The following is an 18609-nucleotide window of genomic DNA, read 5'->3' as shown; positions in this document are numbered from 1 at the left end:
CCTTCGGGTTTCACCGTGGGGCAGTAACAGGTAACAAGACATGGCAAAAGAATACAGCCGTACCCAACGTATCGGCGATCAGATGCAGCGTGAGCTGGCACAGCTGATCCGTCGTGAAGTCAAAGACCCGCGCGTCGGCCTGGTCACCATTACCGCTGTTGAAGTCAGCCGTGACGTCGGTCACGCCAAGATCTTCATCACCGTGATGGGTCAGGACAACGCTGAAGACATCGCGCAAAGCATCAAGGTGCTCAACTCCGCCGCCGGTTTCCTGCGCATGCAGTTGGCTCGCGAAATGAAGTTGCGCAGCGTTCCGCAGTTGCACTTCCACTACGACGAAAGCGTCGTGCGTGGTGCTCATCTGTCGGCATTGATCGAACGTGCAGTAGCTGAAGACAATCAGCATCCGGTTGCGGCAGAAGCCGAAGACACCAAGGAGTAATCGGTGGCTCAGGTCAAACGTATCCGTCGTAACGTCAGCGGTATCATCCTGCTCGACAAGCCACTGGGGTTCACCTCCAATGCGGCGTTGCAGAAGGTCCGCTGGCTGCTGAACGCCGAGAAGGCCGGGCACACCGGCAGTCTCGATCCGCTGGCCACCGGCGTGTTGCCGTTGTGCTTCGGTGAGGCCACCAAGTTTTCGCAATACCTGCTCGATTCCGACAAGGCTTATGAAACCCTGGCGCAACTGGGCAAGACCACCACCACGGCGGATGCCGAGGGTGACGTTTTGCTGGAGCGCCCGGTGACCGTTGGTCGCGCCGATGTTGAAGCGGTGCTGCCGAAATTTCGTGGGCAAATCAGTCAGATACCGCCCATGTACTCGGCGCTCAAACGTGATGGCCAGCCGTTGTACAAGCTGGCCCGGGCAGGTGAAGTAGTGGAGCGCGAACCGCGTTCTGTTACTATTGCGCGCTTGGAATTACTGGCCTTTGAAGGTGATACTGCGCGGCTTGCAGTGGATTGCACCAAAGGTACCTATATCCGCACCCTGGTGGAGGATATCGGTGAGCAACTCGGTTGTGGCGCTTACGTTGCTGAACTGCGACGTACCCAGGCCGGGCCTTTCACGCTGGCCCAGACGGTCACGCTTGAAGAGTTGGAAGCGGTACATGCCGAAGGCGGCAACGAAGCGGTCGACCGCTTCCTGATGCCATCGGACAGCGGCCTGCTGGATTGGCCACTGTTGCAGTTCTCGGAGCACAGCTCGTTCTACTGGCTTAACGGCCAACCGGTACGAGCCCCGGATGCACCGAAGTTCGGCATGGTACGGGTACAGGATCACAATGGTCGCTTCATCGGTATCGGTGAAGTGAGCGAAGACGGGCGCATCGCGCCACGTCGACTGATTCGGTCAGAATGACCGGAACCAGTTTGGTGTAAAAGCGTAACGAGCGAAGGGAAGACAAGGAAAAAACAGGCGAGGAAGCGGAGTTGACTGCTGTCAATGAGCATTCCGAGCCTGTTTTTGACGCAGGATTACCGAGCGCAGTAGCTTTTGCACAAACTGGGACGAGGGTGGCTGTTAACAGGCACGGTCACTACTCATTTTTAGATACAGGGATTTGTCCCTGGCCTGTTGAAGCTGTTTCTTTGAAACAGTTTCCTGATAAAAGGATTGCCTCATGGCTCTCGACGTTCAAGAAAAAGCTCAAATCGTAGCTGACTACCAGCAAGCTGTTGGTGACACTGGTTCGCCAGAAGTGCAAGTTGCACTGCTGACCCACAACATCAACAAGCTGCAAGGTCACTTCAAGGCCAACGGTAAAGATCACCACTCCCGTCGTGGTCTGATCCGCATGGTAAACCAGCGTCGTAAGCTGCTGGACTACCTGAAAGGCAAGGATCTGGGTCGTTACCAGGCTCTGATCGGTCGCCTGGGTCTGCGTCGCTAATAAGCGATTGCGCTAGAGGTTGGTTGTCTGTCGTACGTCAGTGGGTTTCCCGCTGGCGCATGGCAGGCTCCCAGCCTCAAGTTTTATCTGGATACCTGCTTTACCTGGACAATGACAGTCGGGCCGATTCCCGGCGTTGCCCAAGAATTTCGCAAGAAGACAAGTTCCCCAAGAGCCACAAAAGAAGGTAGGACACCGTGAACCCGGTAATCAAAAAATTCCAGTTCGGTCAGTCGACCGTTACCCTCGAGACTGGCCGTATCGCCCGTCAGGCCTCCGGCGCAGTATTGGTCACCGTTGACGACGACGTCAGCGTATTGGTGACCGTAGTCGGTGCCAAACAAGCCGATCCAGGCAAGGGCTTCTTCCCTCTGTCCGTTCACTACCAGGAAAAGACTTACGCTGCCGGTAAGATCCCTGGCGGTTTCTTCAAGCGCGAAGGCCGTCCTTCCGAGAAAGAAACCCTGACTTCCCGACTGATCGACCGTCCGATCCGTCCGCTGTTCCCAGAAGGCTTCATGAACGAAGTGCAGGTTGTCTGCACCGTCGTTTCCACCAGCAAGAAAACCGATCCGGACATCGCTGCGATGATCGGTACCTCGGCTGCCCTGGCTATCTCCGGCATTCCTTTCGATGGCCCGATCGGCGCTGCCCGCGTTGCGTTCCACGAAAGCACCGGCTACCTGCTGAACCCGACTTACGAACAACAGAAAGCTTCGAGCCTGGACATGGTCGTTGCCGGTACTTCGGAAGCCGTGTTGATGGTTGAATCGGAAGCCAAAGAGCTGACCGAAGACCAGATGCTGGGCGCGGTACTGTTTGCTCACGACGAGTTCCAGGTTGTGATCAACGCTGTTAAAGAACTGGCTGCCGAAGCGGCCAAGCCAACCTGGACCTGGGCTCCACAACCAGAAGCGACCGCTCTGCTGGGCGCTATCCGTGCCGAGTTCGGCGACGCGATCTCCCAGGCTTACACCATCACCATCAAGGCCGACCGTTACGCTCGCCTGGGTGAGTTGAAGGACCAGGTTGTTGCCAAACTGTCCGGTGAAGAAGGCCAGCCTTCTTCCAGCGAAGTCAAAGCTGCTTTCGGCGAAATCGAATACCGCACCGTTCGCGAAAACATCGTTAACGGCAAGCCACGTATCGACGGCCGCGACACCAAGACCGTACGTCCTTTGAACATCGAAGTCGGTGTTCTGCCTAAGACCCACGGTTCGGCACTGTTCACCCGTGGCGAAACCCAGGCTCTGGTCGTTGCAACACTGGGCACCGCCCGTGACGCACAACTGCTGGACACCCTGGAAGGCGAGAGAAAAGACCCGTTCATGCTGCACTACAACTTCCCTCCGTTCTCGGTAGGTGAGTGTGGCCGCATGGGTGGCGCTGGTCGTCGCGAAATCGGTCACGGCCGTCTGGCCCGTCGTTCGATTGCAGCCATGCTGCCTGCTGCCGACGTGTTCCCGTACACCATTCGTGTTGTGTCGGAAATCACCGAGTCCAACGGTTCGAGCTCCATGGCTTCGGTCTGCGGCGCTTCCCTGGCTCTGATGGATGCCGGCGTTCCGATGAAGGCACCGGTTGCCGGTATCGCCATGGGTCTGGTTAAAGAAGGCGAGAAGTTCGCCATCCTGACCGACATCCTGGGTGACGAAGATCACTTGGGCGACATGGACTTCAAAGTAGCGGGTACCGCCAAAGGTGTGACCGCGCTGCAGATGGACATCAAGATCAAAGGCATCACCGAAGAAATCATGGAGATCGCTCTGGGCCAAGCCCTGGAAGCGCGCCTGAACATCCTCGGTCAGATGAACCAGATCATTGGCCAGTCGCGTACCGAATTGTCGGAAAACGCTCCGACCATGATCGCGATGAAAATCGACACCGACAAAATCCGTGATGTCATCGGTAAAGGCGGCGCGACCATTCGTGCGATCTGTGAAGAGACCAAGGCTTCGATCGACATCGAAGACGACGGCTCGATCAAGATCTTCGGCGAAACCAAGGAAGCGGCTGAAGCAGCACGTCAGCGCGTTCTGGGTATCACCGCTGAAGCCGAAATCGGCAAGATCTACGTTGGTAAGGTTGAGCGCATCGTCGACTTCGGCGCATTCGTCAACATCCTGCCGGGCAAGGACGGTCTGGTCCACATCTCGATGTTGAGCGACGCTCGCGTAGAGAAAGTGACCGACATCCTGAAAGAAGGCCAGGAAGTGGAAGTACTGGTACTGGACGTGGACAACCGCGGCCGTATCAAGCTGTCCATCAAAGACGTAGCAGCAGCCAAGGCTTCGGGCGTTTAATCACTCCCCACGCCTGACCGCTTCAACGTTATAAAAAATGCCCCGCAGTGAAAGCTGCGGGGCATTTTTTTGTCTGCAAAAAAATGAGACGAGTCATGAAGTTGCCTGACCCCAAAGTCAGTGCTAGGTTTAGCCCACTGCCCGTGTAGCTCAGTTGGTAGAGCAGCGCACTCGTAACGCGAAGGTCGCAGGTTCGATTCCTGTCTCGGGCACGAGCGACACGTTGTTTTCAGATGATCCCGAATGGTTCTGAAGGCCAGATAAACCGGGCTTCAAACGGTTTTTTGCGTCAGAGAGATCCTTGATGATCCAGATCCATCTTCCATTCCCCAGATCAAAGAGAACGCCATGACCGTTAAAGAATTGACCCAAGAAGCCAGACACGCAGAAGCGCTGAAGAAGTACTTGCTGGAATCGCCCCAGCTAGCCGAAGAGATCAAGGACTTGCCCGCCGACGATCAGAAAGACCAGATCCAGTGGGCATTCGAGGATGAGGCAGAGTCTCAGGGCTTGCAGCCGTGGGAACTGACGCTCAAGTACACCTCAACCCCTGAAGAGTTCGAGGTTGCGCGCCTTGTTCTGCACAAGGAGGCTGCCGAGGTGTTGGGCGTCGAGTGGGAAGAGTACTGCGAGATGAATAATCTGGTGGTCTGAACTGTGGGAGCGAGCTTGCTCGCGAAGAGGGCGTGTCAGTCGACGTAATTGGCGCCTGACTCACCCCTTTCGCGAGCAGGCTCGCTCCCACATTTGGTACGGACGTTTTCTCGATCAAAGGCTCAGTCGCATCGACAGATCGACAGCCTTCACATCCTTGGTCATCGCACCAATCGAGATGTAATCCACCCCGGTCTCGGCGATCGGTAGCAGCGTGCTTTCGTTGATACCGCCGCTGGCCTCCAGTTTCGCCTTGCCGCCGTTCAGGCGCACGGCTTCGCGCATGTCATCCAGGCTCAACTCATCGAGCATAATGATGTCGGCACCGGCCGCCAGGGCTTCCTTCAGCTCCTCCAGGCTTTCCACTTCGATCTCCACCGGTTTGCCCGGGGCAATCTTGTGCGCGGCTTTGATGGCCTCCGGGATGCCACCGCAGGCGGCAATATGGTTTTCCTTGATCAGGAAGGCGTCGTACAGGCCGATGCGGTGGTTATGGCACCCGCCGCAGGTCACGGCGTATTTCTGCGCCAGACGCAGTCCCGGCAAGGTTTTACGGGTGTCGAGCAACTTCACCTGAGTCTCGGCAACGTAATCCGCCAGGTACTGCGCGCGCGTGGCCACGCCAGAAAGCAACTGCAGGAAGTTCAGTGCACTGCGTTCGCCCGTCAGTAGTGAGCGCGCCGGGCCTTCGAGGTGGAACAGCACCTGATTGGGTTTCACACGCTCGCCATCGCGCACCTGCCAGTGCACCGCAACACGTGGATCCAGTTGCCGAAACACTGCATCAACCCAGGCTGTGCCGCAGATGACGGCAGCGTCGCGGGTAATGATGGTGGCTTTGGCCAGGCGTTCGGCGGGGATCAACTGTGCGGTGATGTCGCCGCTGCCGATGTCTTCGAGCAACGCACGGCGCACGTTGGCTTCGATTTCGGCGGTCAAATCGGCGAGACGTAGATTCGGCATAACGGACTCCACAAACAAAGTGGCCCGATTATAGGGCCATGGCGCTGGGCAACCCAAGGCATCAGAGGCGTTCCCATCGCTATGAAACCTGCATTTGGTCGATTCGCCTGAGCAATCGGCACTAAGTCAGCGTCTGCCATAAGCGTCTATTTCAATGGGAAACGCAGAGTCTGCTGGTAGAGGGGGCATCTTTTGCAAGATAATCCGCCTTGCTTTTGACGTCATGGCTTTGACGTGGATTTGGATTGACGACTTCGAAGACTCACCGTTTCAGGAGGCCTGAATGCACAACGACGGGAATGTAGTGCCTTTGCACAAGGTTGCTACCGACCAGGCGACTCACTCGCCGCTCGCCCGCCTGCCTGTGATTCTGCTTCAGGTTCGCGACAAGGCCGCTCAACAGCTCAGGCATGGTTTGCAGGAACTGTTCGATAACGCCGACGACACGCTGTTCGAAATGGCCGACCGGGCCCGCATTGACGTCGAACAGAACCTCTTCTTCGAAGCCATGCGCGACTTGCGCCTCAAGCGCAAAAACATCGAACGCGGCTTTCTCGAACAATTCTTCGCGGCTTTTGTCAGCCTCACCCAGTACGACATCACTCAGTCTGCCTTGCCCATGGTGTTGGTCTTCGACGATTCGGTGGCGCTGCCCGATGACGACATGGAACGTAGCGTGGCGGTGGAGGCGATGGTCAGCAAAGTGCTGAACCGCGACGGATTCGCCCTGGACCAACTGACCGCCCGACTCAGCGCACTGCTGGGCAGGGAACTGCTCGATCAGCACAATCCCATGGGGCCGGCGATGCTCTGCGAGTACTTTTTGCAGGCCGGGCGCAACCTGGGGGTGGAGATCAAGGTTAAGCTGATCATCCTCAAACTGTTCGAGCGCTATGTGCTCAGGGATGCCAATCAGCTCTACGCCGAAGCCAATCAGTTGCTGATCGCCACCGGTGTTCTGCCTGACCTTAAGCCCGCCCCTGCGCGTCGGGTCACGGATCGTGCGACTGCCAGCGTTGGTACTGAACCCGCACAGGCCAACACTCGCGTCGGTGGCCCGCCGATCGACGACAGCGTGCAGGAAGTCTTCGCGGCGTTGCAGGAGTTGCTGTTTCACGTGCGTGGCAGTGTCGCGCCAACCCTGGAAGCCAGTGCCCAGTCACAGCCGATTTCCACCCGTGACCTAATGCGGCTGCTCTCGCACTTGCAGCAATACGTGCCGGCGCCGGCAGCCCAGGACGACTTCGATCTGCGAAACCAGCTCGAACAACTGCTGACCCGGGTCAGCGTCAAAAGTGGCAAGTCACGCGTGGTCGGGGTGGCTGACGAAGACGTGATCAACCTGATCGCCATGCTCTTCGAATGCATCCTCGATGACCGCAACCTGCCGGACTCGCTCAAGGCGTTGATCGGCCGCCTGCAGATCCCGATGCTGAAAGTGGCGGTGCTCGACAAGAGCTTCTTCAGCCGCAGCAGTCACCCGGCCCGACGCCTGCTCAATGAAATCGCCACCGCAGCCATGGGCTGGGGTGAGTTCGATGACCATGAGCGCGACAGTCTGTATCTGCGCATCGAGCAAGTGGTGCAACGGTTGCTGAACGATTTTGTCGATGATCCGGCGGTCTTTTCCGAATTGTTGGCGGATTTTCTCGCCTTCACCAGCGATGAGCGCCGTCGCAGTGAGCTGCTGGAGCAACGTACCCGTGACGCCGAAGAAGGCCGCGCCAGGACTGAACTGGCCCGCCAGCGCGTCGAGCAGGTGCTGAATCAGGCCTTGTTAGGCAAAGTATTGCCGCAACGGGTGGTGGTGTTTGTCCAGGAAGCCTGGAGCCAGGTGCTGCTGCTGACCTGTCTCAAGCACGGCGATCAGTCGGCCGAGTTGCACGCCAATGTGCAGTCCATGGAGCAACTGATCTGGAGCGTGCAGCGTCATGATGAGGCTGATGCGAGTCTGCGCTTGTTGGCGCTGGTGCCTGGATTGCTCAAGTCGTTGCGCGACGGGCTGAACAGTTCGGCCTTCGATCCGTTCGCCACCAGCGAATTTTTCAGTGAGCTGGAAGCCTTGCACGTTCAACTGTTCGAACGTCCAGGGCAAAAGCTTGAACAGTCTCTCGATACTCCGGTAATGGTCCAAGTGCTGCAGGAAATCGTCCTGCGAACCGCGGACGAAGGGCCGGCCGAAACGGCGTCAGTTCGTTTACCGGAGGACGATGCCGGTTTGCTTCAGGTCGATCAACTGCGGTTGGGGTGCTGGGTCGAGTTTCAGGAAGACGAGGACAACACCCTTCGCTGCAAGCTGGCGGCGATCATTGAAGCCACCGGCAAGTACATTTTCGTCAATCGCACCGGGATGAAAGTGCTGGAGCGCAGCCGCACCGGTCTGGCGCTGGAATTGCGTCGTGGCGCGGTGCGCGCGCTGGACGACACCTTGCTGTTCGACCGGGCGCTGGAGTCGGTGATCGGCAATCTGCGTCGCCTCAATCGCGGCAAGTGATCGCGCCCCGAGGGTCTATCGCGGCATACTGGGCGCCTACACAGTCGTCGTTGAAGGAACCTGTATGCAGTTGGACCCCGCGAGCGGTTGGTGTCAGGGCGTAGATATTTGCCCCTCGCCCAACTTCAATGCGCGCCCCTCGGGCGAAATTTCCCTGCTGGTGATCCACAACATCAGTCTGCCACCAGCGCAGTTCGCTACCGGCAAGGTGCTGGAATTTTTCCAGAATCGTCTGGATGTCACGGAGCACCCTTACTTTGAAGGGATCGCCGACCTGCGAGTGTCTGCGCACTTTCTGATCGAACGTGACGGCACCGTCACTCAGTTTGTCTCTTGTCTTGAGCGTGCCTGGCATGCCGGCGTCTCGAGTTTCGAAGGGCGGGAAACCTGTAACGATTTTTCCTTGGGCATCGAACTTGAAGGCACGGATGATCTGCCGTTCACCGACGCTCAGTATCAAGCGTTGACGACCCTGACCCGGCAGCTGCAAAGCGCGTTCACGGCCATCACCGCACAGCGCATTTGCGGGCATAGCGACATTGCACCCGGGCGTAAAACCGATCCGGGGGCTGCGTTCGACTGGGCACGCTATCGGGCGGCCCTGGCAAAAGAGGAACAACAATGAGTTTTCTGGTGTTGCTGTTGGCGGTCTGGATCGAGAAGTTCTCGGCCCTGCGCCATCGGGTTCAGCGCGATGGTGGATGGGTTCGCGAGCTGAACAAGCTTGAGGTCAGTCCGCGTCTGGCGAAAAGTCCGTGGTTGATTTTGCTGATACTGGTGTTGTTGCCAGCGGCACTGCTGGGTTTGCTGCTACTGGTATTGGACCCGGTGGCTTACGGTCTGCTGGCGTTGCCGGTGCATCTGCTGGTGGTGATTTACAGTCTCGGCCGCGGTGATCTGCTGGCCGGTCTCGGGCCGTTTCGCGATGCCTGGCGCCGGGAAGACCTGCAAGCGGCCGCTCATGTAGCGGACCGCGATGTGGGTATCTGCGCCGATAGCGGTGAACAACTGCTGGAACGGGTCGAAGGGCATCTGCTGTGGGAGGCTTATCAGAGCTTTTTCGCGGTGATTTTCTGGTACTTCCTGCTGGGGCCGGTCGCGGCCCTGAGCTATCGACTGCTGGCCCTGGCCGAAGAGCACGGGCAGAGCCCGGCCGTGGTCGAGCGCGCGGCAAAACTGCGTCATGCGTTCGACTGGGTGCCGGTGCGTCTGCTGGCGGCGAGCTTTGCGTTGGTCGGCAACTTTGTCGCGGTCAGCCGGGTGATGCTGCACGAGCTGCTGAACTGGAACATCAGCGCCGCCCAATTGATCGAGAAGGTCGGGCTGGTGGCCGGTGAAATCCCGGCCCCGGTGGTCGGGCCTGACGGCATCAACAGCCTCGACCGGATCTGGGAACTGCTGCTGCGCGCGGCGGTGCTCTGGTACGCCGGTTTCGCGCTATGGACCGTCCTTCCGTAAGCACACTGGCCTCTGTAGCAGCTGGCGCAGCCTGCGTCCGGCTGCGCAGCAGTCGCCAACTCAGTCACTGCGTTTTATCTGACTCACCGCGTGATCAGGATTTACGACTGCTGCGCAGCCGAACGCAGGCTTCGCCAGCTGCTACAAGACCGCGTCCCCCCGTCGTTAACCTTAAGTTACAAAACCTCCCGCCGATTTGAGCTATACAGAGACAGCGCCGAATAGTGGCTATCTGCTCTCGACCCGCGCCTGCCAATAAAAATAAGAAATCAAAGGGAGACTTCCAGTGAAGAGCTTGCTCTATCCCGCCGTCGCGCTGATGAACCGCCTGAGCTTTGGCATGAAGTTCAGCCTGATCAGCGTGCTGTTCCTTGTGCCGATGCTGGTGACCAACTTCTATCTGGTGCGCGATTCTTATCGAGAATTCCAGGGCACCCGGGTCGAACTGCAAAGCCTCGACCTGCTGGGCAGCAGCCTGACGTTACGGCGCGATCTGGAAACCCTGAACAACCTTGTGCAGATCAACGTCACCCTTGGTCAGTCCGGCAAGGCCGGCAATGTCGAGTCACAGATCAGTACCCTGGGGCAAAGTGTGCTGACCCGTTTGCAAGGGCTGACGGCGATGACCGCGGACGCTGAGCAAATCATGGTTTTCGATGGCAAACGCGATGAAATGATCGCCGCGTTCAAGGCCCAGCAAACGGAAAACTCCCTGCAAAGCAAAAGCGCGATGATCGGCAAGTTGCTCGGCAACGCACAAATTTTCAGCCAGATCATCGCCAGTCAGGCCGGCCTGAGCCGCGACACCCAGAGCGACATGCGCCAGCTGAGCGAACTCATTACCAATGTCACCCCGCCCGTGACCCAGCTTCTGGGCGAAGGCCGGGCGATGGGCTCTTTTTCGTTGGGGCAGGGCTTTCTCAATTCGGCATCAAGTACCCGTTTTGATGAGTTGCTGGCGCAGATCGAAAAACTGCACGCCGAATATGCCCTGAAGTTGCAGGACGCGCTGGGCTCCAGCAAAGCGGCACGGGAAACCCTGGCCACTCAGGCCGATAACAGCAAGGCATCGTTGAAAAAGGCCAGTGAACTGTTCGAAGAACAGGTGGTAATGGCCGACACGCTCGATGCGCCGTGGCAGGGCTTTTACGATCAGGTCACGGGCCTGATGGACCAGACCTACCAACTCAACGAAGCCACCCTGAAGTTTCTCGGCGCCCAGTTACAACAGCGACTGGAGCAGAACCGCACCCACATGGTCTTGCAGGCCGTGGCGCTGTCGGTGGTGTTTGTGTTGATTTTTTACCTCTACGGCGGCTTCTACGCCTCGACCCGCACCACCCTCAAGCGTCTTGGCGCGGTGATGGACAAGGTCGCGGCCGGCGACATGACGGTAACCTTCAGCGCCAACAGCCGCGATGAACTGGGCGAGTTGGGCGAGGTGTTCAACGGCACCGTGAAGAAAATCCATGACCTGATCGAGCGGGTCGGCCAGACCGTCACTGAGGTCGAGCGCCAGGCCGGGCAGGTGGAGAACGTTTCCGCCCAGAGTAACCAGGCGGTGGCGGGGCAGCGCACGCAGATCGAGCAGGTCGCCACGGCCATGAACCAGATGTCCGCCACGTCCCTTGAGGTTGCACGCAGTGCCGCGGCAGCGGTCAGCAGCGCTCATAGCGTCAATGACGAGACCATCAGCGGTCGCGGGCTGGTGGAATCCCAGCAGGGCAGCATCGCTGCACTGGCCAGTGAGATCGATCAGTCGGTGCTGGTGATCAATCAGCTGGCCAGCGACAGCCAGTCCATCAGCCGTGTGCTGGAGGTGATCAAGAGCATCGCCGAACAGACGAACCTCTTGGCCCTCAACGCGGCCATCGAAGCCGCTCGGGCCGGTGAGCAGGGCCGTGGTTTTGCGGTGGTGGCGGACGAGGTCCGGACACTAGCCAAGCGCACCCAGCAATCGACCGAGGAAATCGAGCAGATGATCGCCAAGCTGCACAGTGGTGTCGGCGCTGCGGTGAAGGCGATGGGTACCAGTCATCAGATGGCCAACGGCACGGTGGGGCAGTCGGAAAAGGTTCAGCAAGCGCTGGAAAACATCCTCGGTGCCGTCGGCATGATCGTCGATCAGAATCAGCAAATTGCCGCTGCGGTAGAGCAGCAGACCGCCGTGGCCCATGACATCGACCAGAATATTGTCGAGATCAACCGCGCCGGTGAGCGTACCGCCGAAGGTGCACACCAGACCGAAGACGCCAGTCGTGCGTTGTCGGCCCAGGTGGTGGAGTTGAAGCAGCTGATCAGCGCGTTCCGGGTTTAAAGAACTCTGCGGCGCAAAAAAAATGTGGGAGCGGGCTTGCTCGCGAAAGCGGCCTGACAGGCGACATCTATGTTGAATGTTGATCAGCCTTCGCGAGCAAGCCCGCTCCCACAGGTATGTGTGCTCTGTCTGTAGTATTTGTTCCCTCCTCAGGTAGGCAATGTCCGGTTTTCCTCCGCCGTCTGGTTTTTGGTCTTCAATGTAGGAAGATCAATCACTTGGACCCGCCCTGAGGAGGCTCGGTTATGTCTGCTGCAACGATTGGAATCCAGGGTCATTGCGCTCATTGCGCGAGCACACTCCTGCTCAAACCCTGGCAACTCAACGCCATTGCGATCAACGAAGCGTTCGCATGTTCCCACTGCCAGAAAGCCTTGCAACTGAACGATCCGAAACAGATCAAGCGCTTCAAGTCCCTCGACTCCCTGGCATTACTGCGGGCGAGCACGTTGGTCATGGTTTGCACCGCGTTGCTGGTGGCGTTGGTGTTGGAGTGGATCGGGATGTTCAGCGTCGTGGAGCAGCTGAATTTTTCGCTGTTGGCGATTCTCGTCTATTTCGCCGTCATGCGGTTTGCCCGGCACCGGCTACACATGACGCTGACGCTGGAAGCCGCCAAGGCCTACGCCGACTGATTACCAGTTGAACAGCTCACAGGCATTGGCAGTGCTGGCATCGGCCAATTGTTCAGGGCTGATCGCCATGATCCCGGCCAATGCCGAGCAGATCGCCGGCAGATGCGCCGGGCTGTTGCGTTGTCCGGGGAACATGGCGGGCGCCATGTCCGGAGAATCGGTTTCCAGTACCACCGATTCAAGCGGCAATTCGGCAAGCACACGATGCATGCGTAACGCCTGAGGCCAGGTCGCGGCTCCGCCCAGGCCCAGTTTGAAACCGAGCTTGATGTATTCGCGGGCTTCTTCTTTGCTGCCGGCGAAGGCATGAATGATCCCCGCGCGTTTCAAGCGAAACCGTTTAAGCGTGGCAATCACCGCCGCGTGGCTGCGTCGCACATGAATCAGCGCGGGAAGATTGAAGTCCGCCGCCAGTTGTAGTTGCGCATCGAACAGTACCTGTTGACGTTCACGGTCCAGGGTTTCGATAAAGTAATCCAGACCGATCTCGCCCACCGCGCACAACTGTCGATGGCCCGCTAGACGGCTCAGCCAGTCGCCGAGTGCCGTCAGGTCTTCGGGACGATGATCATCCAGATACACCGGATGCAAACCGAACGCCGCATACAGATCGGGGTCGCTTTGCACCAGATCCCAGACGCGCTGCCAGTTGGCGTTGTAAACCCCCAGCACCACCATCCGCCGCACTCCGAGGGCGCGGCTCTCGGCCAACAACGCCGTGCGATCCTCGTCGAAGTCCGGAAAATCCAGATGAGTGTGGCTGTCGATCAGCTCCACGGTTCAGTCCTGGCGAATACGCTGCTTGAAGGTCCGCGCGATGGCCTGCACGCCGGGTCGGTAATCCGATTGCTCGATGGCGGCCAGGGCCAGTTCGAGGGCCTTGTCGACGATGAGTTGATGCTGCTGGGCCATGGCGTTGACCGGCAGCGGCAGGAAATCCAGCAGCTGCGTGTCGCCGAAGGTGCCGAGCCGCAGCGGGCGGGTTTTGAGCGGGAAGTCGTGCAAGGCATCGAATACGCCCTGAAGCAGCACGTAGGACGTGGTCACCAGCGCATCCGGCAAATGACCTAGACGCTGTAGCAGTTCTTCCATCAACTGTTTGCCGCACTCACGGCTGAATGATTCGCCGTGTTCGATCAGCACTTCGCCTTTGAACCCGGCCAACGCTTCTTTGAAACCGCCCGCACGCTCCTGGCTGATGCTCAATTCGGGGCGTGCGCCGATCAGTGCGATCTGCTTGGGCAGCGGGTCCAGTAGACTGCGGGTCAGTTGCAGGCTGGCCTCGCGGTCATCACTGATCACCGAACAGAAATGCTCAGACTCCATGACCCGGTCGATCGCGATGATCGGAATGCCCTTGGCCTGCAATTGGCGATAGCTGTCATCGCCGGCCGGCAGGCAACTGGCAACGATCAATGCATCGCAGCGCCGGGCCCGGAACAGTTTGAGCAATTGCCGTTCGCTGTCCGGTGCATCGTCGGAACTGGCGATCAGCAGCTGATAGCCACGAGCCCGGGCGCCTTGTTCCAGCAGTTTGGCGATTCGCGCGTAACTGGGGTTTTCCAGGTCCGGCAGAATGAAACCCAGGGTTCGGGTATGCCGACTGCGCAGCCCGGCAGCCTGGGGGTTGGGCGTAAAGCCATGTTGCTCGACGACCGCGCGCACGCGCTCGACGGTGGCACTGCTGATACGTTGTTGTTCTGCCTTGCCATTGATGACATAGCTGGCGGTGGTAACGGACACACCGGCCAACTGGGCGATATCACTGAGTTTCAACCCGGGTTTTCCTTGTTTTTTCGAGCTAGCCTCGACATTTTCGCCAATCCTACCCGATAAAGGCAGACGACCATCGTCGCGACGCATCCGACAATTGGGCTTCAAGGATGAGACATTATCGAGTAACGTGCCAATCATTCTAGATTAAACGTTTCAGCAAGCGTATTTTCTACGTTATAGGCTCCTTTGCCGGTTCTGCCGCGAAACCGCCAAAACTGCCCCTGAAAAGGTGTGCCTAAGCGCCTAAGCTGAATCATTCAAAACAATACCTGGCGTCACAAGGCGCCAAAAAGGAGAAAGCATGCTCGAGCTCACCATAGAGCAGATATCCATGGGCCAATCGGCTGTGGATAAGTCCGCAGCGTTGCACCTGCTGGCGCAGCATCTGGTCACCGATGGCCTGGTGGCCGAGGGTTATCTCGCCGGGTTGCAGGCGCGCGAAGCCCAGGGCTCGACCTTTCTCGGTCAAGGTATTGCCATCCCCCACGGTACGCCGGAAACCCGCGATCAGGTGTTTTCCACCGGCGTGCGGCTGATGCAATTCCCTGAGGGCGTGGACTGGGGCGACGGTCAGATCGTCTACCTGGCGATTGGTATTGCAGCCAAATCCGACGAACACCTGCGTCTATTGCAACTGCTGACCCGCGCCCTCGGCGAAACCGACCTGGGCCAGGCGCTGCGCCGCGCCAGTTCCGCCGAAGCTTTGTTGAAACTGTTGCAAGGCGCGCCGCAGGAACTGGCGCTGGATGCACAGATGATCGGCCTCGGTGTATCCGCCGATGACTTCGAAGAGCTGGTCTGGCGCGGTGCACGTTTGCTGCGTCAGGCCGATTGTGTGAGCAATGGTTTCTCCGCCGTGTTGCAGCAGGTCGATGCGTTGCCACTGGGCGATGGCCTGTGGTGGTTGCACAGCGAGCAAACGGTCAAGCGTCCGGGCCTGGCCTTCGTCACGCCGGACAAACCCATGCGTTACCTCGGCCAGCCGCTCAGCGGTCTGTTTTGCCTGGCCAGCCTCGGTGAAGCCCATCAGGCCTTGCTCGAGCGTCTTTGTGCGTTGCTGATTGAAGGTCGCGGCCACGAATTGGGCCGCGCCACCAGCAGCCGTAAAGTCCTCGAAGTTCTGGGCGGTGAGCTGCCGGCGGATTGGCCGAGCGCTCGCATCGCCTTGGCCAACGCCCACGGCTTGCACGCGCGCCCGGCGAAGATCCTCGCGCAACTGGCGAAAAGTTTTGAAGGCGAAATCCGCGTTCGCATCGTCGATGGCCAGGACAGCGCCGTGTCGGTGAAGAGCTTGAGCAAACTGCTCAGCCTCGGTGCTCGTCGCGGTCAGGTGTTGGAATTTGTCGCCGAACCGAGCATCGCCGCCGATGCCTTGCCAGCCTTGCTGGCCGCCATCCAAGAAGGCCTCGGTGAAGAAGTCGAGCCGCTGCCAGCCGTGAGCCAGCAGCGCGAAGTGATTGCCGATGTGGCCGAAGTGGTCCTCGCGCCAGCCTCCGGCAGCCTGGTTCAGGCTATCGCCGCTGCACCGGGCATCGCCATCGGCCCGGCGCACATTCAAGTGCTGCAAACCATTGAGTACCCGCTGCGCGGTGAGTCTGCCGCCATCGAGCGCGCGCGTCTCCAACAGGCGTTGGCGGACGTGCGTCGCGACATCGAAGGCCTGATTGAACGCAGCAAGTCCAAGGCCATTCGCGAGATCTTCATCACCCACCAGGAAATGCTCGACGACCCGGAATTGACCGATGACGTCGACACCCGTCTCAAGCAGGGCGAAAGCGCCGAAGCGGCGTGGATGGCGGTGATTGAAGCGGCGGCCAAACAACAGGAATCGCTGCAGGACGCCTTGCTCGCCGAGCGCGCCGCCGACTTACGCGACATCGGCCGTCGAGTGCTGGCGCAACTGAGTGGCGTCGAAACCCCGAGCGAGCCTGAGCAACCGTACATTCTGGTTATGGATGAAGTCGGTCCATCCGATGTCGCCCGTCTTGACCCCGCCCGCGTCGCCGGCATCCTCACCGCCCGTGGCGGTGCTACCGCGCACAGTGCGATTGTCGCCCGAGCGCTTGGTATTCCAGCGCTGGTCGGCGCCGGCCCGGCCGTGTTGCTGCTGGCGCCGGGCACGCCATTGCTGATTGATGGCCAACGCGGCCGCCTGCACGTGGACGCCGACGCGGCGACCTTGCAGCGCGCCACCGAAGAGCGCGACACCCGCGAGCTGCGTCTGAAAGCGGCTGCCGAACAACGTCATCAGCCGGCACTGACCACCGACGGCCATGCAGTCGAAGTGTTCGCCAACATCGGCGAAAGCGCCGGCGTGACCAGCGCGGTGGAGCAGGGCGCCGAAGGCATTGGCCTGCTGCGCACCGAACTGATTTTCATGGCCCACTCGCAAGCGCCGGACGAAGCGACCCAAGAGGTTGAATACCGTCGTGTACTCGATGGCCTGGCCGGTCGGCCGCTGGTGGTTCGTACTCTCGATGTGGGTGGCGATAAACCGCTGCCGTATTGGCCGATCGCCAAAGAAGAAAACCCGTTCCTCGGCGTGCGTGGCATTCGCCTGACTCTGCAACGTCCGCACATCATGGAAGCGCAATTGCACGCGTTGCTGCGTGCGGCGGACAACCGTCCGCTGCGGATTATGTTTCCCATGGTCGGCAGCGTCGATGAATGGCGCCAGGCTCGGGACATGACCGAACGGCTGCGTCTGGAAATTCCGGTTGCAGACCTGCAACTGGGGATCATGATTGAAGTGCCGTCGGCTGCATTGCTGGCGCCGGTGCTGGCCAAAGAGGTCGACTTCTTCAGCGTCGGCACCAATGACCTGACCCAATACACCCTGGCCATCGACCGTGGTCATCCGACCTTGTCGGCCCAGGCTGACGGCTTGCACCCGGCGGTGCTGCAACTGATCGACATCACCGTGCGCGCGGCGCATGCCCACGGCAAGTGGGTCGGCGTGTGCGGCGAGTTGGCGGCTGATCCGCTGGCGGTGCCGGTGCTGGTCGGACTGGGTGTGGACGAGCTCAGTGTGTCGGGTCGCAGCATTGCCGAGGTCAAGGCGCGGGTTCGCGAACTCAGCCTGGCCCAGACCCAAATCCTTGCCCAGCAGGCCTTGGCCGTGGGCAGCGCCAATGAAGTGCGCGCATTAGTGGAGGCCCTGTAATGGCCAAGATCCTGACCCTGACCCTCAACCCGGCGCTGGACCTCACCGTCCAGTTGCCGCTACTTGCCCCCGGCCAAGTCAACCGTAGCGACGAGATGCACACGCATGCCGCCGGTAAGGGCGTGAACGTGGCACAAGTGCTGGCGGACCTCGGGCATCAGCTCACGGTCAGCGGTTTCCTCGGGGAGGACAACCTCCAGGCGTTCGAAACCCTGTTCGCCAAACGCGGGTTTGTCGACGCGTTCATCCGTGTTCCCGGTGAGACGCGCAGCAACATCAAACTGGCGGAAAGCGATGGGCGCATCACCGACATCAACGGTCCCGGACCCTTGGTGAGTGAAGCCGCGCAACAGGCATTGCTTGATCGACTTGATCAGATTGCACCCGATCATGACGCGGTCGTCGTTGCCGGCAGCTTGCCCCAAGGCATCAGTCCTCAGTGGTTGCAGGCGTTGATTGTGCGTTTGAAAAATCTCGGTTTGAACGTGGCGCTGGACACCAGTGGTGAAGCCTTGCGGGCGGCGCTCAAGGCTGGTCCGTGGCTGATCAAACCCAATACCGAAGAGCTGGCCGACGCGCTCGGCTGCGAGGTGGTTTCGGTGGCGGCGCAAGCGCACGCCGCGAGCCGCTTGCACGCTCAAGGCATCGAGCACGTGGTGATCTCCGACGGCGCCGATGGCGTGAACTGGTTCAGTGTCGGCTCGGCGATGCATGCCACGCCGCCCAAGGTCAGTGTCGTCAGCACAGTGGGCGCAGGCGATTCGTTGCTGGCCGGCATGCTCCACGGTTTGCTCAGCGCCGACACGCCGGAACAGACCTTGCGCACCGCCACGGCGATTGCCGCGATGGCGGTCACCCAGATCGGTTTCGGTATTGGCGACGCCACGCAGTTGGCGCGGCTCGAACAGGGCGTGCGCATACGCACCCTGACAGAACAATAAGAGGGTTTGT

15 protein-coding genes and 1 tRNA gene are annotated in these 18609 nt (G+C 59.6%); 13 read left to right on the top strand and 3 right to left on the bottom strand.

The window, feature by feature from the left end; all coding sequences use genetic code 11:
• Positions 1–40: 40 nt before the first annotated feature.
• The 6 genes from rbfA to E3W21_RS23705 all read left to right on the top strand — a co-directional run bounded on the left by rbfA (position 41) and on the right by E3W21_RS23705 (position 4852).
• A complete protein-coding gene (gene rbfA / locus E3W21_RS23730; RefSeq protein WP_008149016.1) occupies positions 41–442 on the top strand; it encodes a 30S ribosome-binding factor RbfA in 402 nt (133 codons plus the stop codon).
• A 3-nt stretch (positions 443–445) separates the two neighbouring features.
• Positions 446–1363 (top strand): tRNA pseudouridine(55) synthase TruB, encoded by a 918-nt coding sequence (truB, locus tag E3W21_RS23725; protein ID WP_129438597.1) that lies wholly within the window; start codon positions 446–448, stop codon positions 1361–1363.
• A gap of 262 nt (positions 1364–1625) precedes the next feature.
• A complete protein-coding gene (rpsO, locus tag E3W21_RS23720; protein ID WP_003176135.1) occupies positions 1626–1895 on the top strand; it encodes a 30S ribosomal protein S15 in 270 nt (89 codons plus the stop codon).
• A 197-nt stretch (positions 1896–2092) separates the two neighbouring features.
• A complete protein-coding gene (gene pnp, locus E3W21_RS23715) occupies positions 2093–4198 on the top strand; it encodes a polyribonucleotide nucleotidyltransferase (protein WP_134422044.1) in 2106 nt (701 codons plus the stop codon).
• A gap of 139 nt (positions 4199–4337) precedes the next feature.
• Positions 4338–4410 (top strand) — tRNA-Thr (locus E3W21_RS23710).
• A gap of 136 nt (positions 4411–4546) precedes the next feature.
• Entirely contained in the window at positions 4547–4852 is a 306-nt protein-coding gene (locus tag E3W21_RS23705) for a DUF6388 family protein (RefSeq protein ID WP_134422043.1), read from the top strand.
• Positions 4853–4966: 114 nt separating this feature from the next.
• Here E3W21_RS23705 and nadC read toward each other — a convergent pair whose 3' ends face one another.
• Positions 4967–5815, bottom strand: coding sequence for a carboxylating nicotinate-nucleotide diphosphorylase (gene nadC, locus E3W21_RS23695; RefSeq protein ID WP_129438593.1), 849 nt, complete (start codon positions 5813–5815; stop codon positions 4967–4969).
• Positions 5816–6098: 283 nt separating this feature from the next.
• Here nadC and E3W21_RS23690 point away from each other — a divergent pair, with 283 nt between their 5' ends.
• From E3W21_RS23690 to E3W21_RS23670, 5 genes are all read left to right on the top strand, one after another.
• Positions 6099–8309 carry a DUF1631 domain-containing protein gene (locus tag E3W21_RS23690; protein WP_134422042.1) on the top strand — a complete coding sequence of 737 codons (2211 nt, stop codon included), beginning with the start codon at positions 6099–6101 and terminating at the stop codon, positions 8307–8309.
• A 64-nt stretch (positions 8310–8373) separates the two neighbouring features.
• Positions 8374–8934 (top strand): 1,6-anhydro-N-acetylmuramyl-L-alanine amidase AmpD, encoded by a 561-nt coding sequence (ampD, locus tag E3W21_RS23685; protein WP_134422041.1) that lies wholly within the window; start codon positions 8374–8376, stop codon positions 8932–8934.
• Positions 8931–9767: a regulatory signaling modulator protein AmpE gene (gene ampE, locus E3W21_RS23680; protein WP_134422040.1), complete on the top strand. Its 837-nt coding sequence runs from the start codon at positions 8931–8933 to the stop codon at positions 9765–9767. Before ampD ends, ampE begins: the two co-directional genes overlap by 4 nt.
• A gap of 286 nt (positions 9768–10053) precedes the next feature.
• On the top strand, positions 10054–12084 hold the full coding sequence (locus E3W21_RS23675; protein WP_134422039.1) for a methyl-accepting chemotaxis protein: 2031 nt from the start codon (positions 10054–10056) through the stop codon (positions 12082–12084).
• A 245-nt stretch (positions 12085–12329) separates the two neighbouring features.
• Positions 12330–12719, top strand: coding sequence for a hypothetical protein (locus E3W21_RS23670; protein WP_129438583.1), 390 nt, complete (start codon positions 12330–12332; stop codon positions 12717–12719).
• Here the strand turns inward: E3W21_RS23670 and E3W21_RS23665 are convergent, their stop codons facing one another.
• On the bottom strand, positions 12720–13496 hold the full coding sequence (locus E3W21_RS23665; protein WP_129438581.1) for a TatD family hydrolase: 777 nt from the start codon (positions 13494–13496) through the stop codon (positions 12720–12722). It abuts the gene before it with no gap.
• 3 nt (positions 13497–13499) lie between these two features.
• Positions 13500–14495 (bottom strand): catabolite repressor/activator, encoded by a 996-nt coding sequence (gene cra / locus E3W21_RS23660; RefSeq protein ID WP_129438579.1) that lies wholly within the window; start codon positions 14493–14495, stop codon positions 13500–13502.
• 301 nt (positions 14496–14796) lie between these two features.
• Here cra and ptsP point away from each other — a divergent pair, with 301 nt between their 5' ends.
• Both ptsP and pfkB read left to right on the top strand, forming a co-directional pair.
• Positions 14797–17658 carry a phosphoenolpyruvate--protein phosphotransferase gene (ptsP, locus tag E3W21_RS23655; protein ID WP_134422038.1) on the top strand — a complete coding sequence of 954 codons (2862 nt, stop codon included), beginning with the start codon at positions 14797–14799 and terminating at the stop codon, positions 17656–17658.
• A complete protein-coding gene (gene pfkB, locus E3W21_RS23650; protein WP_134422037.1) occupies positions 17658–18599 on the top strand; it encodes a 1-phosphofructokinase in 942 nt (313 codons plus the stop codon). Before ptsP ends, pfkB begins: the two co-directional genes overlap by 1 nt.
• Positions 18600–18609 lie beyond the last annotated feature (10 nt).

It is taken from the genome of Pseudomonas sp. F01002 (assembly GCF_004402115.1).
GTDB lineage: Bacteria > Pseudomonadota > Gammaproteobacteria > Pseudomonadales > Pseudomonadaceae > Aquipseudomonas > Aquipseudomonas frigoris.
Note: the sequence above shows the minus strand (reverse complement) of the source record. Positions and strands in the feature narration are given on the sequence as shown.

Coding starts and splice junctions, on each gene's coding strand:
- E3W21_RS23690 (WP_134422042.1), top strand. CDS start 6,099: ATGCACAACGACGGGAATGTAGTGCCTTTGCACAAGGTTGCTACCGAC.
- ptsP (WP_134422038.1), top strand. CDS start 14,797: ATGCTCGAGCTCACCATAGAGCAGATATCCATGGGCCAATCGGCTGTG.
- nadC (WP_129438593.1), bottom strand. CDS start 5,815: ATGCCGAATCTACGTCTCGCCGATTTGACCGCCGAAATCGAAGCCAAC.
- ampE (WP_134422040.1), top strand. CDS start 8,931: ATGAGTTTTCTGGTGTTGCTGTTGGCGGTCTGGATCGAGAAGTTCTCG.
- E3W21_RS23670 (WP_129438583.1), top strand. CDS start 12,330: ATGTCTGCTGCAACGATTGGAATCCAGGGTCATTGCGCTCATTGCGCG.
- rbfA (WP_008149016.1), top strand. CDS start 41: ATGGCAAAAGAATACAGCCGTACCCAACGTATCGGCGATCAGATGCAG.
- ampD (WP_134422041.1), top strand. CDS start 8,374: ATGCAGTTGGACCCCGCGAGCGGTTGGTGTCAGGGCGTAGATATTTGC.
- E3W21_RS23705 (WP_134422043.1), top strand. CDS start 4,547: ATGACCGTTAAAGAATTGACCCAAGAAGCCAGACACGCAGAAGCGCTG.
- rpsO (WP_003176135.1), top strand. CDS start 1,626: ATGGCTCTCGACGTTCAAGAAAAAGCTCAAATCGTAGCTGACTACCAG.
- pfkB (WP_134422037.1), top strand. CDS start 17,658: ATGGCCAAGATCCTGACCCTGACCCTCAACCCGGCGCTGGACCTCACC.